This is a genomic window from Neobacillus sp. GCM10023253, assembly GCF_042653105.1.
Classification (GTDB): domain Bacteria; phylum Bacillota; class Bacilli; order Bacillales; family Cytobacillaceae; genus Neobacillus; species Neobacillus citreus.
On the sequence record NZ_JBHSHV010000006.1, the window covers coordinates 193049 to 209969 of the forward strand.

Consider the following 16921-nt stretch of genomic DNA (forward strand, 5'->3'; position numbering starts at 1 on the left):
ATTATTTGCCTCCTTGACCTTCGGTAACTAACGTTTTTTGTTCGTTCTCCACAGTTTCAAGTGTCAGACAATAGTTGCCATATTGATCCACCCTGATGTAGGCATCCTCAGGTATATAAATGGTGGTATCTTTTGCTTCAATGACGGCGGGGCCATTGACCTCCATTCCAGTATTTAAAAGTTCAGCCTTATAGATAGACACTACTTTTGTCTGCCGTTCCTGAGGCAAGTAAACTTCCCTTTCGGCTGTCTTGGCAGAACCTGTGATGGAATGGCTTCGGCTAAAAGTTTGTAACGATGGCTTTTGAATGGTTCCGATTCCGGTAACCCTAACATTTAATAGAATCGTTAAGTGATCGGCCCCATCCCATGATGTTCCAGTACCGTACAATCTTTCGTATTCTTCGGAGAAGGCTTTTGCCAATACAGCGCGATCGTCTTCGGTCAAGGACCGTTTTGGAAGCGGAATCGTCAACTCAAAGGCTTGAGTTCCAAATTTAAAGTCGCCTTCCCAAACAATCCTGATATCATTTTCATTAAAACCATTATCCGCCAAATCCTTCTGGGCAAGGGCGGTTAATTCAGCTAATTTATCGTTCAACGCATTGACATCACCATTTGCCAAATTCCAATTCACGGTTTGGACGTAGCTTCTGCTATAATCAGACCAAAGTAAGCCGTATGCCGAGAAAACCGAAGCATTATTTGGGATAATCACATTTTTGATGCCAAGCTCCTGAGCAATGGCCGCAATATACAAGGCCGATGCCCCGCCGTAAGAAATCATTGTAAATTCACGAGGGTCATGGCCTTTTTCAATGGAAACGGCCCGAACCGCATTGCTCATGTTCGCGATGACCAGATCAAATAGACCAGCGGCAGCTTCTACGGTTGGAATACCAAGCGGCTGGGCGATTTTTTCATCAATCGCTTTAATGGCTGCCTCTTTATTTAATTTAACGGACCCGCCAAGGAAATAGTCGGGGTCAATAAAATTGAGGGCAACCGCAATATCCGTTACAGTTGGTTCTGTTCCGCCGCGGTTATAACACGCTGGTCCCGGTTGTGAGCCTGCACTCTTTGGCCCAACTTGCGGGAGTCCCTGCTCATTCAGCCAAGCAACGCTTCCCCCGCCAGCCCCGATCGCATTGATATCAACAAGCGATAGGCCTGTATCAAGACGATTGACACGGGCACGGTGAATATGGGTGATTTCATTGTTTACAATAACCGAAGTATCAAAGCTTGTACCGCCCATATCGGCCGTAATGATGTTTTTCAATTGAAGTGCTTTTCCAAGACTGTTGGCTGCAACCACTCCGCCAACAGGGCCGGAATTTAAAAGGCTGATAGGCTTTTCACTGGCTTCGCTTGTTGTGGTAATTCCTCCGGTAGATTGAATCATTCCTACAGGAACTCTCAATCCCCTTTCTGCTAGCCGTTTTTCTAAGCTTGTCAGATATTCACGGGCCCCTCTTGATGTAAACGCATTCAAAGTAGTGGTTACCATTCGTTCATATTCCCGGGACACAGGGTAAATATCGGAAGAAACCGAAACAAATAAATCCGGGTACATCTCATGAATGATTGATTTCACCCGTTGTTCATGACTTGGATTGCGGAAAGACCATAAGAAACAAACCGCAATGGCTTCAACGCCTTTTTCCTCAACCAAATAACGGATTTGCTGCCGTGCCTGATCCTCGTTCAATGGGACAACCGCTTTACCTGAGTAATCAACCCTCTCCCAAACCTCCGCAATACAATCTCTTTGAACAAGCTCGGGAGGCGGCACTTGTGTTTGTAAATCGAATTCATTCGTCCGTGCAGAACGGGCGATGCGCAATGTATCTTTAAATCCTTGTGTCGTAAGCAGGCCTACCTTCATGCCCTTTAATTCGGCAAGCGCATTTGTCACAATGGTCGTCCCATTCACAAACACTTTCGTTTGCCGGAGGAGCTCGGAAACACTTATGTGCAATTCTTCATTGCATATGCGTTCTAATGCATGAATGATTCCTTCAGGGTAATCGTCCGGTGTGGTAAATGCTTTTGATCGAAAAACTTTCCCCTCTTCGTTCACAACAACTAAATCGGTAAATGTTCCCCCAATATCGACGCCGATACTAAATTGATGGTTAGCCATTAGTGATTCTCCTTTGCACATTTTTAGGACTGCTTTTTACAAAGATTTTAAATAAACATAAAAGATATATTCCGCTAGATTGAAACTCCCGCTCCCACCTCCTTAAATGTCCAACTCTCATAATTGCCCCCTCATTTATAACCAGTATTGATTTAATAGATTATGGTACAAAGTCAATCTAAATCCTTGTCTACCCTTCCTTAGGTCAGTGGATTTTTCGTTATCAAAAAGAGGGACGGCAGATTGAGACAGCATTAAAAACCGCACATGATGCAGAACTTTAATTTCCGCCAGTTTTCGGTCGATAAACCTATTCCCATCAATTGGAACGTCAAATACACGATCAATTCTACTTCTTTAAAAATCAGGTTATGTAAGGATATTAAATGATCCACAAATTGCTTTGGAATTTTTTTCTATTGCCGGTTGAAATATGCTTTTGCTTTTCTGAAGGTGGGAATTTTTGAAATGCTTAGAGGTTAAAGAGGTTGTATTTTTAAATGAACGTTCATTTTTTTAACTTTCACTCACTTTATCATTTTAATTACAATATTCTGAAAAGTCAATATTTTATAGGGTCATTTCACTGAAAACTTTTCTACAAAATTACTTAATTTATTTAATATTAGACCAATCAAAATTCTTCCAAACTTTTATTAAAGAATCCTAGCGAAATAGAGTAGGCGCATGAAGAATTTCATGCGCCTCTCACAGATCCGTACGTGCATAAATGAACGGCTTATCCAAGTTTTGCAACATATCCTGGATATAAAGCCCTAGTTTAGAGTGCATGATAGCATCAAAAAATACTTAAATCCCATTCTCTTGCTATGTGCTTTAACAACATCTTCCCTGCAACGCTATTTCCACATTCATCTATTGCTGGACTATATATTCCAATACCAAATCCATCCGGAAAAGGAGACTTCTGAGTACTGGCATGGGCCGGAACGGCAACCATGATACCTCCTGAAACTCCGCTCTTGGCGGGTAAACCGATATGAGCTGCAAATTTACCAGAAGCGTTATACATTCCGCAGGTAACCATCAATGCTTTTGTTAATTTGGCAACTTCTTTTGGAAAAATCTGTTCCCGTCGAATTGGATGGAATCCATCGTAAGCAAGAACTAAACCAATCATAGCTATATCCTGGGTATTTACCTCCACAGAACACTGCTTTAAATAGACCTCTAAAGCTTCCTCAACAGTTGATTCTAAAAATCCTGTCTCTTTCAAGTAATAAGCCAAGGCTCGATTACGATGAGCCGTTTGCCATTCCGACTGAAATACTTCCTCATTGATGGACGGGCGTTTTCCTACCATCTTCTCAAATAATGTCAAAAACGATTCGATTTTTTCAAGTGGTGATCTTCCTCCAAGCAAAGAAGCTACAGTAAGCGCACCCGCATTAATCATAGGATTAAAAGGTCTTCCCGGCTTGTGAACTTCCAACCGAATAATCGAATTAAACGCATCTCCAGTTGGTTCTACATCTACTCTATCTAGGACATATTTAGTACCGAAGTCTAAACAGGCAGCAATAAAGCTAATAACCTTCGAAATACTTTGTAAGGTAAAAGTGGCTTCACACTCTCCGGACTTTAAGACCATTCCATCCGGTCCTGCCATCGCAATTCCTAATTGAAATGGATTCACCTTGTCTAAGGCAGGAATATAGGAAGCACATCGACCACCATTGGCATAGGAACGAAAGTCCTCAACCCATTTATCTAAATTGACCATATTCCTTTGTATTTCAAATGTTTTATCTTGATCATACGGAATTGCAACAGCCATGGTCCATCTTTCCTTTCTTTAGATGCGAAATTAAGGGCAACCACAATAAGCGGGGGTTGTTTTCATCCCCCACTTATTGTTAGTTGAACATATTTTTATAACCTTACTTTTGTACACAGACCGCCTTTTGAGGTCGTACCACATCTTCAGGAATGAGAGAAACATATGGTTCCCCTTCCAAGCGTTCTTTCCATTCTGCTTTCGCCTGATCAATAATATCTTGATTCTGCATAGCTTCGATGGCTGTGCATGCAATCACTTTTCCCGCTTGAAGCATGCCTTTGTGGCCAATAGGCATTGCTCCTTGGGACACTACTTGCCAGGTATGAAGCGGCGTTCCAATTGCGAAACAGGTTGTCAAACATTGCATCGTTGGAACAACCCAACTAACATCGCCAACATCTGTCGACCCCGATAAGGCAGCCTCATCGCCAAGAGGTGGGATGAGATCTGCAATCTCTTTATCTTTTAATTTCTTTGCTGTTTCTTTATCTAATCCAGCTAGATCTGCACGAATGTCTTCCGGAGAAAGAGTCGCATGGATTTCTTTTGCGAACTTCCGGTCAAATTCATCATAAGAAGGAACACCGACAGCCATTAAATTTTTGTACATAATCTCTGCTAAGGCTGTATTTGGAATTAAATCTGATGCAGTACCTTCAAACTCCACTTCCATCGTTGTACCAGTCATTAAAGCCGCACCTTTTGCAATATTGCATACACGTTCGTATAAATCGATTACTTGCTGCTTTTTCGGGGCACGGATAAAATAAACAACTTCAGCATGTGGTTGAACGACATTTGGAGAAGTTCCGCCTGTATCTGTAATCGCATAATGCACTCTCGCTTCCGGAATCATATGCTCTCTTAAATAATTGACTCCGATGTTCATCAATTCCACCGCATCTAATGCACTTCGGCCAAGGTGAGGGGCAGCTGCAGCGTGCGCACTCTTTCCATTAAACTTAAACGTCGCAGAGTAGTTTGCTAGGGTGCTCACATTCCATATACCAGCTACGGACGACGGATGCCAGGAAAGCGCCAGATCAACATCATCAAACAATCCCGCACGTGCCATAAACGCTTTACCAGAGCCCGCCTCTTCAGCCGGACAACCATAATAACGGACCGTCCCCTTTAAACCTGTTTGCTCCATATATTCTTTAACGGCAACTGCAGCAGCAAATGAACCGGTTCCCAGCAAGTTATGGCCGCATCCATGCCCATGACCGCCTGAAACCAACGGGGCATGCTCGGCAAGGCCTTTTTGCTGGCTCAGACCTGATAAAGCATCGAATTCTCCTAAAATAGCTATGATGGGTTTACCAGTTCCATAGCTTCCAATAAACCCGGTTTGCAGTCCGGCAACCTCTCTTTCAACCTGAAACCCTTCCTCTTCCAATGCTTGACAAATATATTTGGAAGATTGATGTTCTTCAAAATAGATTTCCGGGCAGCTCCAAATTTGATCACTCAGCTCAATCATTTTATCTCTCTTTTTTTCGATTAGTTTAGAAATATGTTCATGCAAATTCATTTACAAGACCTCCCTCAAAGTTGTTTACGGATGATGCATTTAGGCTGTAGCTTCTTCGTTTGGCTGGAGGAGATCTGCTTTTTTACCATTTATACTTAATATCGCTCCAATACAGATGATGGCGAACACAATTAACATCCAAAAAGCAGCATTAAAGGAACCATGAAATGCATCGACGATAAATCCTATAGCCATCGGAGTAATGAAGCCGGCCAATTGTCCGCCAGTATTGGCAATTCCCATCGCCGTACCAGTGACGGAGGACGGCAATTGTTTAAGTATGATAGCTGGTAATAGAATAATGACAAAGGCAATAAATAGGTTAACAATCGTTTGATACGTGATAAAAGAGGTAACACTTGTAGCAGTAAACATTAAGTACAGCAATATGCCAATAACGGCACAAGAAAGGCCTCCTGCCAATCTTTCTCGTCCCGCTGGCAGCTTATCGATGATATACCCACCAAAAAAGATCCCAGCTAGCATCGTTATACCAGGAATCGTCTGAACCCAGCCAAGGGAAATTAAATCAAGACCGCGTGTTTTCACTAGATAGGTTGGGATCCATGTCGCCAGTCCCCAGTTAACGGCATAAATACAGAAATAAGCAATAACTAAACTCCATATCATAGGCATTTTAAACAACGAACGGAAAATTCCCTTTTGATTCGATGCAACAGTTTGAGTCGCGTGATCTCCCAAATTGCTTTTTGGAAGTTTAATGAAGTACCAGTAAAGAACTGTGATAATAACACCGGAGATTCCCATGATGACAAATGTGGTTCGCCAGCCGATCGTTGTAAGCAGCGCTGCAGATGCGATCGGGATAATAAGAGTCATAATCCCGCTTGATGACAGCATGACCGACATGGCCCGGGCACGTTCCTCTTTAGGAAACGTAAGCGATATGATTTTGGAAGCGGAAGGCTGAAAACCACCCTCTCCAATACCGAATAGAAAGCGGATTATAGCCATAGAGGCAAGGGACCAAGCAGCACCGGTCAATCCTGTAAAAATTGACCACATGATAACTGCGACAAGGAGGACTTTTCTAGGGCCGAATCGGTCTGCCAGCCATCCTCCAGGCATTTGCATAATCGCATATCCGGCAAAAAAACTGCTGAGTAAGAGTCCGGTAGAGGATGCACTCAAATGTAAATCTTCCGTAATGGACAATACAGCAAAATTCATTAAATAGCGATCTACATTACCTAATGACCACCCCAGAAAAAGTAACGCTAGAATCCAATTTCTTGTGCGTTTTGATATCATATTTCCAATTCCCCCTCTTAAAAATGCAAATAATTTTTGAAGTTGTTAATGATACGCTCTTTCCATTCCAAAATGGGGAATAGCTAAAATCATTTTTTTGAAATACCAAATTTTAGTAGCGTTTTCATTTTTGAATCCAACTAAAAGTAATAAATGGGACTTGCTGATCCTTGTGATTTCCTCCTTTTACCAACATAAGAGTAACAGTTATTTTCTATTTACGACAATATAACGAAAATTTCGTTATATTTATTTTATGAGAAAATTTCGTTTCCTTCAATAGTTTTTTACAAAAAAAAATAAGCATCCTTCTAGGAATGCTTATTTTAACCGGTAAATTTTAATTGGCCTTCCACGATTATGTTGCGACTCTTCACCAATACACTCGGCCAAGCCGATGTCGCACAGTTCAGCCACAATCCGCTGAGCATTTCTTTCACCCATCTGAAGATTTGCAGCTAATTCCTTCGTCGTAAAATCACTCCAACTCATTTTTTTAATCAAAGCGTCTATTTTCTTGAAAGTTTTAACACTGATGTTTCCATTCTTTAATTTCTCCAATAAATTTTTATCATCCGTACGGTAAGAATAAGTCAGTTCCTCCTCCTGACCTGCTGACTCAACGACCATTCCATCATCTTGAATAATAACAATCCCATGTTCCACTTTTTTCTTAGACTGTTGAAGTGCACGGTGGGCATGTATTTCTGCCGTTAATACCGTCTTACCAAATCCAATCCCAACGGAAACAGCTGTATTAGCTTCAAGAGACAAGAATTGGGTCTTTTCCTTTAATGCCTGAATCTCCCTTTCAATTGCACCCCGAGAACTAAAAATGGTATACCGTCCATTTCCTTCCTCAAAGAGAGAACCGTCTATTTTTTCACAAAGCTGGATTAGTGTCTCCTTCATCCTTAGCTCTAAATATTGGACTTGATAGGTTTTCTCCATTTTCTCTTTAATAGAGTCGAAATCTTCTACCTCGATTTTTACAACACCAATTTGAGTATCTTTATAGTATGAAGTCTTGATCTTCTCGAAAAAAATCCTCATGGTTTGAAAAATTTCAATTTGAGTTGGTGACATTACGTTTGCCGGAACACCAGCTTTACTTAAAGCCTCATGAACAGTGGGGTAACATGTCAAAGCACCATCAGTTTTCTTTTGTTCCCATAAATCATAATGGAATTGAAACAATTCCTCGGTATCAATGTCAACGTCAAACGTTTTCAAGTAAAGATCAGTTATCGTCTTTTGTAACTGCTTCACACTTTCTCCTTCGGCTACATTCGTGGGAGCAAATATATCGATGCTGACTCGATCTAGTAATCTCCCTTGAGAATAAACCAGTTCCATGAAACTTTTATAGGTACTGGATTCCGTTGAGTATATATAAACAGACTTTTCGTCCAATGATATTGTTTTTGTAGCAACCCTGTATGGGATATATCCTGAAAAAAGCCAAAAATCAACTTGTTTATCATGTTCTGTAATGATTTTTTCCACTTCCTTCGCCTCTGTATAGGTGAAAGGGATAAATACCATTTCTTGTTCCATTTCATTCGCCACATTGAGAATTCGCTGTACGGACGAACTAGGGCCAACTACGCCAATTCTATACATTTTCATTTTTCCTACTTTCTTCACTCTATATAATAATATTTTAGCTTCAGCTTATCATTAAATCCATTCCTTTGTCCGTTAGTTTAACCTTTCTAATTATCCCTTTTCGAAATCTGTCTGATTCGAAAAGCCTTGTTCGGTTATTAGCCGTAAAACAAAAAAACCAACCTCATTATTGGTTGGTTATATAAGCAAACCTTTTTTTCTCCTAATTCCCTTAATTGTTTCAATAAGTACCATTATTGAATAACCAAAGAGGAAAATTAAAAATAAAACAATACCGTAAAAATAGAAAGTAGCCTTATAACCAATTGGGGCAACTAATTGAAGTGAGGTAAACAGAAAAATAATCAAATATACTTCAAATAAAATAAGAAAACATAAAAACAGAAGATACGGTATAACTATTTTTTTATGGAAAATCTGTTTTAAAGTAAAACCTTCCCACATTAAATCAGCTATTCGTCTCAAATATACCCCTTCTTATATCCTTTTGTATATTATATTCTGAATTTTTTGTAAATATCCTTTAGACTTATTGCATTTTCGGCCATAAATTTTAAGTATTTTTCAATCCTCTCACCTTATATTCTTGTATTAATAATTCCATCCAATAGAAATTAGGTCAGTTAATTCTATATGGTTATAAAATATCAACTTTCTTTCAAAGCAAAACAAAAGGCTGTCTAATGTTTCTAGACAGCCTTAAGACATTCCTTAGTACATCCCTTTATCCTTATTATGAAGCTGGTTCAACTTTTGTTGCTTGGTAGCCTGAGCCATTCCATTGCAGATACACACGATATTTTGGCGAGCCTTGCTCCTTTGCTGATATCGTCCCGACTGAGCCGCCTGGGTTGCTTTTGTCGCTCCCTAAAAACCACACAGTCATATTGCTTTGATCGATTCCAGTAGCAGAAGAGATTGTTTGCAGCATTTGCTGCCAATCTTGAGAACTTGAATCATAGTTTGTAACATGCTGCTGATCCGTTTGTGCCGGTGTTTCCGGTGCAGGTGATGTTGGTGAACTTACCTGTGAACTATCCGAAGAAGATGAGGATGCATTGCCTGCTGCTGGATCACTATTCGTTTGATCACTTTGAGTTTGATCTTCAGACGATGATTCGTCATTTGTTTGATCACTTGATGAACTCTCTTTCGCAGCCGGCTTCTCCTTCTCTATATTATTCTGAACAGATTTTTTTTCGGCTGAAGCTGGAACACTTTTTTGAGATGCTGCCTTGTCATCTCCTCCCGAAAAAATCGAATAAGATACAAAAGCAATGAGTATAAGGACAATTACAATTGATCCGTTTAAAATGATATTAATTTTTTTCTTCTTTGCTCTGTGCGTTGCACGTGAGTTGTCTAGAAAATTTTTCAAAATAACCACTCTCCCAAAACTGAGACTCACAACATTCTACCATGTGTGGGGAATAACTTGAAGTATTCTATCACCATATTCCACATTTTGGTACCTTTTCTCTATTTTCTGATACCTTACATGAAGCTTTTTAACTATTTCGGAAGACAACTATATGCCCCTTTTTCGTTACCAGTTACATTTTAACTTTATTGTTTCCTAACTTTTAAGTACTATGATTCTATCCAATCCTAATGGGAGCCTCCACCCCCCATTTAAAACAATTGGAGTAATTCCAAGCTCCTCTGCTTTAAAAGAGCTTCGAAATTAATTATTATATCAAAATAAGATATAATGAAAAAAAAATACTTGAGGTGATTTTCATTGGATTATGATTCACAGTCAGATCAACAAGTAGAAAAAGAGAATGAAGAAGAAAATATAGAAAGAGATTACCCGACGAGGCAAGCTGTCAAAAGGGAACGAGAAAATAATAAATTGCCTATGGGGAAGAACAAGAAAGCCGATGATCATGGCTTTGCAGGAGTATCCTCGATATTCAAGTTCTTTTCGACAAATAAGAAAAAGAAAGTAAAAATGTTCTGGATAAAACTAGTCTTTAAGATTTTAGTTGTAGCGGCTGTTTTTTTCGACATCAACTTCATTCTGAACTTTATGAAAGATCCTATTAGTACTTTTCCGCATACGTTATTTGTAGTTGGAGTGTGTGCAGGAATTAACTTTATTGCCGTTTGGATTCTGTTTTATAAAAATTCATTGATAAGGTTTTATCTCTCTCTATTTGCAATAGTAGGATCATTTGCGTATTACATCTATGTAAATTATACGAATCTTTCCTTTTTGGGTAAAAACACCATAGCTTCAGTACTTGTTATTATTTCGGTATTCATGGTCATAAATCCTAAACTAAATTATTATGTAAAAAGCATATTGTTACTGGTGATACCTGTCTCTGGGGTATATTTTAGTGGTAATAAATACGCCCTTGTATGGACTCTTATGATTAATGCCGGATTGATATTATTATTTAGAATGCCTAAATCATCTAAAAAAGAAGAAGAACGAATAAAAAGAAACATAAAGCAATCAGCTTAATAGAAAAATATTTGTTTTGAATGAAAATAGGCCGAAAATATACATTTGTTTAAAACACTTGTATATTTTCGGCCTATTAAAAATTTCAAATATGTAAGACATATGTTTAGTCAAAAACAACCTTCTTAAGTATTTTTATAATAGAATCAATTTTTCACACCTTTAACAGTTGTTTATCCAATTCACGTACTTGATCATATGCTTTTAATAGATCTACTGGTACTAGTGTTCTTCCATGTTCCCAAGCATTCTCTTCGACTTCTGCTAAAAGCTGTTTCTTTTCTTCTTCTTTGCCATAATAGAGAGTCTTTAAAACTCGAGGATTTTTCCTGAATTCCAAATAATAACCTAGCTGATGATAAAGAATAATTTTCGTAAAGTTTTCATCTGATTCTCTAACTTTAAAGTTAATTTTAGCGTTATATCCGTTAATTTGTAGGTAGTTAAACTTTATTGTATTTGTGGATACGTTATAACTCATTGGTGCAGCGAGTTTGTTGGTGAATTCAACATTTATTTTTAGTTTAAGCTCTTTTAATGTATTTGTAATGATCTTCTCAATATCCCACATATAAAGCATATGATTTTTCCTTTCCTAAGAAAACATTTTCAACTCTATTAGTCTTCGTAATTAATAAACAAAGCAAATATTAAATTGGCATGTTGAAGTTGTTTTAACAATATAATACGCCTGCATAATGTAACAAGAGTCATTTTTCATAATTTTTGTTATGGACTATACTCCCTTTTATTAATAAGGTACATAAAAAAAAGACCGTTCTTCATGTTAACGGGTTCTCTTCAGGGGGGCAAAATAGGCAAATCATATAGTAAATCGCACACCTGATTACGGTCATCGAAAAGAGCCATTATTGCCATATTTCAGAGCCACTTAAGACAAAAATAGAGGCACCCTTGCCATGTAGAGAGCCGAGCGTCGGCTCTTTTTTCAGCAAAAAGGAAAAAGAAAATTAACCCTTATATGTGTGAGATGGAGCTGACGAGATAAATACAGTTTAACCCGCTGAGGCAGGGATGGTTGCGAAGCTTGCGGATTACCGATAGAGTAGCTGCCGGGCTTATGTTGGGATTGAGTATCATCGATTGGGACTCTATCCAGAATCCTCTTCGAGTTTCCCCTTCCAGTAACCAATGTGCGTTATCTTTCATCTATCAATTTGAATACAACTTCCCTGAACGTAAGTGGATCACGTTTATGCAGGATTTGGAGTGAATGCTTGAGTATTATTATAAGGACAATGGATTGAAGGGAATGGAATAATATCTTTATTTCTGGCATAGCCATTATTCATTCAAGAATTACACTGGGTATACCGAATGATACAATTACCAAATTTTTTAAAAGGTAATAGTTTTGGGTATTCACTAATGTATAATAAGGTTATCGTAGTCTTGTTCTCAAATTTAACTCTTAAAGTTAAGGTAGGTGGAAAAAATGAGTAAAAATTCATCTAAAGAAAGTCTAGAGATTATTAATTTTGATGTGAAAGACATGGAAATAATAGATACCAAGAAAATAAATTCGTTTGGAAAAACACTGGTAAAAGAAACAGCAAAGGCAGTGATTCCTGTTATTGCTGACTATACGAGGCAAAGATTAGCTTCCGATTTAGAAAACCAGAAGCAGATTAGAAATAATATAAGTTCACAATTACATAAACGTGCTGAATCATTATTAGCATTAATTGATAAAGAAGAGGCAAAGGAAAATTTTGACCAACAAAGAATTGACAGATGGTGTAAAGAATTAGAAGAAATATGGAAAAAACAGGATGCACTAGATGCAAAGAGTGATGGATTTCTAAAAGTAATGCTAAAGAAATTTTTAAATTGGTAACTTCCAAGGCAGCAAAATAAAGTAATTCCAATCATTCGTTAAAGTGCCGTCACAACCCTAGTTTTTCTGTTTCATGAGATAGTTGCACATATTAATGGATTGCCCGCTGAGATACCTATGCCTATCACTCCCCGATACGGTGTCCAGTGTCGATTGCTCAATTTTTAACAGCATGTTTGCTCGATGAATTAATGGATGGCCTGCCTAGACTTGGTTCTAGCAGGCTTTTTTATTTGGCTTATAGCGGGTGTTTGTAAGGTTTCTGAGATTGATTAAGGCTAAAAGATTTTACTACTAAGTTAGGGTTGTATCCGTCAAGTAGTTTTGAACACTTTTTGCTAATTAATTTTGAACAGTTTTATTAATCATTTAAATTTCCCTGCCTAATACTCGTTTAGGCAGGGGAAGTGTATTTTTGCCAGTGTGTTACTAACTCTTTGCCAAATTTAGATGTAATTCTCTATTTTAATTCTCTAATTGTTCTATTCTTTTCCTATAATCCCTAATCTTTTATTAGTGAAACATTTCTGTGAAACAAGATTTTTCGAGTGGTGACAGGCACGGAAAATTCACTTTTTTGCACTCTAACTCTTAATCCTAGCTGCTAACAATCCACTGATGAACAGACTCTTTAATTTGCATATAAAGGGTTGTAAAATCTTTTTCTTGAATATTTCGTTCGCTTTTTCCTTTGTGACTAGGCTGATTTCCAAGTAAACGTACTTTATTTAATTGATAGTGTTTTTCTACTGAAATGATGGATTGATTCAATAGATACTGCAACCTTTTTTGTTGGTCGGGAAAGGCTCGAGCGATGTTGGCCTGTTTGGCTAATTCCTTTGTAAAAAGTTCCCCACATGTTCGAAGGGCACGAACAGCAGAGTCAAATTTTTTATACTGGATTAGATCTTCGACTTCATTTAACTCCCACAAAATATCTTTAACTTGTACGTTTAGAATCTTCTCCTCATCTACTAAATGCATTTCATTTTTTCTCAAATAGCTTCGGACGAACGGTTTATAATCACCATCTTTGTTATAGCCTTGAATATCGTATCCATCTTTATTGAAGCCGAGGATATCGTAACCTTTTTGATCAAATCCCTTACGATTAAAACCATTCGTATCATACCCATCAAGATTATAACCTTCGCGGTCATAGCCAAAAGGATTGAAGCCGTTCTTGTCGTACCCTTCCCGGTCAAGTCCAGATTGATTATAACCTTCTCGGTCATAGCCATCCGCGTCAAAACCGTTTTTATCAAAACCACCTCTGTTATAACCAAAGCGATTAAAGCCTTCACGATTAAATCCATTTGCTGCAAATCCGCCATAATCAAATAAGGTCCCATTTTGATGCACGCCTTGCCCATTAAAGCCATTTCGGTTGAATCCATTGATAGTCCTTCCCTCACGGTCATAGCCCATAAAATCATAACCATCTTCACCATATCCACCCAATGGAACACCCTGTTTGTCATAACCTCTACAATCATATCCATGCTTATCGTATCCTTCACGATCATAACCATTCTCATCCAAGCCATCTTTATTATAGCCATTTCGATGGATTCGATTTCGGTCATAGCCATATCGATCTACACCGTGACCATTAAGGGCCAATCGATTATAGCCATTGACATCATAACCTTCATCGTTGTAACCATCTTTATGAAATCCATTTCGATCATAGCCATCGTTACTCAAACCAAGCTGATTGAACCCGGCACGGTCATATCCATTAATATCAAAACCCGCATCATTATACCCAGCTTTATGATGATGCCATTTGCCATCATAGCCTTCTCGATCATAGCCCTCGCGACTATAACCGTCTTGATTAAACCCATCCTGATCATAGCCTTCATAATCAAAGCCTTCTTTGTTAAATCCAAAACCATTATAACCAGATTGATTAAACCCTTGCTTATTATAGCCTTCTCGGTTTAATCCAGCACGATTAAAACCTGAACGGCTATAGCCTTCACGGTCATAACCGCTTCGATTATAACCAGATTGATTAAACCCTTGTTTATTATAACCTTCGCGGTTAAAACCATCATGATTATAGCCCGAACGGTCATAGCCCCTTCGATCAAAACCTTCCTTATTATAGCCGTCCTTGTCAAACGTTACGTAATCATACTGAATATCATAGTGACCATGCTTGTTACGTCCATTTAGGTTAAATCCTGCTTTATTATAGCCATCCCGGTCATAGCCTTCTTTATTAAAACCTTGACGGTCATATCCGTTAGAACCATATTTTGTACCATTCCTATGCATGCTTTGCTTATTAAAACCCTTTTTATTAAAACCATCACGGTCATAACCCGAACTATTAAATCCAGCTTCGTCATAGCCTTCTCTATTAAAACCAAATCGATTAAATCCTTTGATATTATAGCCCGATTTATCATACCCATTCTTGTCATACCCCGCTCGGTTATAACCTTCACGATTGTATCCTGCAGTGTTATAGCCATCTCTGTTATATTCATCCTTGTTATATCCGTTTTGATTATACCCTGCCTCGTTATAACCTTCTGCAACATACACTTCTCGATTAAAATGATCTTTGTTATAACCACTGCGGTTATACCCTTCCCGGTCAAATCGGTTTTTATCATAACCATCTATATCGTAGCCGTCATAATCATATTTCGTTCCATTTAAATGGATTCCATTTTTATTGAAGCCATTCTTATTAAACCCTTTGCAATCGTAACCATCATAATCATACTTCGTTCCGTTTCTATGGATTCCATTTTTATTGAAATTATTCTTATTAAAACCAACCCGGTTATAGCCTGCTTGGTCATAGCCATCTTTATCGTAACCATCATTGTTGAATTTTTTACCGTTCATATGTAAACCCTGTTTATTGAATCCATATCGATCATATCCGTCTCTGTTGTATCCTTCTTGATCATACCCACGGCTATCATACTTTGGTGCTATACTTTTTAAAACATCAAAAAGTCCCATACCTGCCTCCATTAACGTTACGTACCAATTTAATTCTGCAAATATTTATCTTCTATTTCTAACGCATCTAATGTATTTGATTTCAAAAATGGAAAAAATGATTACAGAGTCCCCTTCTGATAACTTGGCAAATTTGCCAATTCCTTTACTAACTTCTACCTGATTCTTTTTCGGTGTAATCCTTAATCTATATTCAATTGCCTTTGCATTTGGATTGTCAAAGTAAAAGGTATAATCAGTTCCATTTCAGCTTTTGAATTTTCCCACTTAGCATTTTTAAGGGCTTTTTTGACATCTTTAATTTTATCGTCACTATTAATAGTTTTATAATGGTGCTCTTTACCATCATCTTCATATTTATTGATAACAAGTGGTGGTTAGTTTGGATTTAGAACACAGCCATCAAGTAGTGTAAGAAACAAAGAAAATATGATACTAAACTTGATGAAATAAAGATATTTCCTTTTAGCTGACAGCATTTAATTAAACCCTTTTTTATATAGACAATATTCTCTATTAGAGGTCACGAATCCTTTATTGTACACGATAGTGTTAGAAACCATATTTACGAAAACTGCATATAAAAAAAGAAGTGCATCCAACACTTCTCCCTGTATTTTGGCAATTGCCGATATCTTAAACCCCTGCCTTTTTAATTGATTAATCTCGATATACAAAAGTAATTTTTCCACCTTTCCTGTCCTCCAGTTAAGTTGATAATAGTACCCATAGATTAACTTGGAATATTTTTGAATAAAGTGTTCATTCTTATTTAGCGAAAACTGTTAATAATAGATTAGAAGTTACAAGGGTGCCTTTCACTACTCGATATTTGTAAAATTTCATATAATACAACCATAACTTAGTGCTACTTGTGCCTTAGTGAGATCTACCCCGAAAAAATAGAATGCCACCCGTAAAAAAGTTTCTTATGGTGATTAGAGGAAGGACTTTATCACTTTCCAGGGAGCCTCTACGGGCATGAGTTTCCAGCAAAAAAAATCAGCAAGCATAGGGAGGGCTTGCAAAGCACCCAAGCCTATCGTGCACGTCTCGTCCATCTTGCTTTTTTAGGTGGCTCTCTCGTTGGCAGAGGTGGTGGCGAAGTGATTCGATATTTAACACGTCATGGCAACGATCGGGTTGACCGTGCAGTGCTTGTCGCTGCCATTGTGCCATTTTTGATAAAGGTTAGAGCTTACTTGAAAATTCCACCAAAT

At 38.1% G+C, this 16921-nt stretch carries 11 protein-coding genes; 2 read left to right on the forward strand and 9 right to left on the reverse strand.

The features are described 5' to 3' along the window. Position 1: 1 nt before the first annotated feature. From ACFPA1_RS08350 to ACFPA1_RS08375, 6 genes are all read right to left on the reverse strand, one after another. Positions 2 to 2146, reverse strand: coding sequence for a hydantoinase/oxoprolinase family protein (locus tag ACFPA1_RS08350; RefSeq protein WP_378582020.1), 2145 nt, complete (start codon positions 2144 to 2146; stop codon positions 2 to 4). 799 nt (positions 2147 to 2945) lie between these two features. Continuing rightward, positions 2946 to 3944: a glutaminase gene (locus ACFPA1_RS08355; RefSeq protein WP_378582021.1), complete on the reverse strand. Its 999-nt coding sequence runs from the start codon at positions 3942 to 3944 to the stop codon at positions 2946 to 2948. Between the two features lie 103 nt (positions 3945 to 4047). Next, positions 4048 to 5481, reverse strand: coding sequence for a M20 family metallopeptidase (locus ACFPA1_RS08360; RefSeq protein ID WP_378582022.1), 1434 nt, complete (start codon positions 5479 to 5481; stop codon positions 4048 to 4050). Between the two features lie 39 nt (positions 5482 to 5520). Beyond that, positions 5521 to 6753 carry an MFS transporter gene (locus ACFPA1_RS08365; RefSeq protein WP_378582023.1) on the reverse strand — a complete coding sequence of 411 codons (1233 nt, stop codon included), beginning with the start codon at positions 6751 to 6753 and terminating at the stop codon, positions 5521 to 5523. Between the two features lie 321 nt (positions 6754 to 7074). Next, positions 7075 to 8376 (reverse strand): hypothetical protein, encoded by a 1302-nt coding sequence (locus ACFPA1_RS08370; RefSeq protein WP_378582493.1) that lies wholly within the window; start codon positions 8374 to 8376, stop codon positions 7075 to 7077. Positions 8377 to 9115: 739 nt separating this feature from the next. Beyond that, the gene (locus ACFPA1_RS08375) at positions 9116 to 9760 is read right to left on the reverse strand and encodes a DUF1510 family protein (RefSeq protein WP_378582024.1); all 645 of its coding nucleotides are present in this window, start codon (positions 9758 to 9760) and stop codon (positions 9116 to 9118) included. Between the two features lie 363 nt (positions 9761 to 10123). Here ACFPA1_RS08375 and ACFPA1_RS08380 point away from each other — a divergent pair, with 363 nt between their 5' ends. After that, positions 10124 to 10855 carry a hypothetical protein gene (locus ACFPA1_RS08380; protein ID WP_378582025.1) on the forward strand — a complete coding sequence of 244 codons (732 nt, stop codon included), beginning with the start codon at positions 10124 to 10126 and terminating at the stop codon, positions 10853 to 10855. 154 nt (positions 10856 to 11009) lie between these two features. Here ACFPA1_RS08380 and ACFPA1_RS08385 read toward each other — a convergent pair whose 3' ends face one another. After that, complete coding sequence (locus tag ACFPA1_RS08385) at positions 11010 to 11435, reverse strand: hypothetical protein (protein ID WP_378582026.1); 426 nt, start codon at positions 11433 to 11435, stop codon at positions 11010 to 11012. A gap of 876 nt (positions 11436 to 12311) precedes the next feature. Between ACFPA1_RS08385 and ACFPA1_RS08390 the strand changes: the two genes are divergently transcribed. Then, a complete protein-coding gene (locus tag ACFPA1_RS08390; protein ID WP_378582027.1) occupies positions 12312 to 12713 on the forward strand; it encodes a hypothetical protein in 402 nt (133 codons plus the stop codon). Positions 12714 to 13310: 597 nt separating this feature from the next. On the opposite strand, the gene ACFPA1_RS08395 is transcribed toward ACFPA1_RS08390, so the two are convergent. Beyond that, positions 13311 to 15701, reverse strand: coding sequence for a hypothetical protein (locus tag ACFPA1_RS08395; protein WP_378582028.1), 2391 nt, complete (start codon positions 15699 to 15701; stop codon positions 13311 to 13313). 479 nt (positions 15702 to 16180) lie between these two features. Next, a complete protein-coding gene (locus ACFPA1_RS08400) occupies positions 16181 to 16393 on the reverse strand; it encodes a hypothetical protein (protein ID WP_378582029.1) in 213 nt (70 codons plus the stop codon). Positions 16394 to 16921: the final 528 nt, after the last annotated feature.

Coding starts and splice junctions, on each gene's coding strand:
- ACFPA1_RS08385 (WP_378582026.1), bottom strand. CDS start 11,435: ATGCTTTATATGTGGGATATTGAGAAGATCATTACAAATACATTAAAA.
- ACFPA1_RS08360 (WP_378582022.1), bottom strand. CDS start 5,481: ATGAATTTGCATGAACATATTTCTAAACTAATCGAAAAAAAGAGAGAT.
- ACFPA1_RS08350 (WP_378582020.1), bottom strand. CDS start 2,146: ATGGCTAACCATCAATTTAGTATCGGCGTCGATATTGGGGGAACATTT.
- ACFPA1_RS08365 (WP_378582023.1), bottom strand. CDS start 6,753: ATGATATCAAAACGCACAAGAAATTGGATTCTAGCGTTACTTTTTCTG.
- ACFPA1_RS08390 (WP_378582027.1), top strand. CDS start 12,312: ATGAGTAAAAATTCATCTAAAGAAAGTCTAGAGATTATTAATTTTGAT.
- ACFPA1_RS08355 (WP_378582021.1), bottom strand. CDS start 3,944: ATGGCTGTTGCAATTCCGTATGATCAAGATAAAACATTTGAAATACAA.
- ACFPA1_RS08395 (WP_378582028.1), bottom strand. CDS start 15,701: ATGGGACTTTTTGATGTTTTAAAAAGTATAGCACCAAAGTATGATAGC.
- ACFPA1_RS08370 (WP_378582493.1), bottom strand. CDS start 8,376: ATGTATAGAATTGGCGTAGTTGGCCCTAGTTCGTCCGTACAGCGAATT.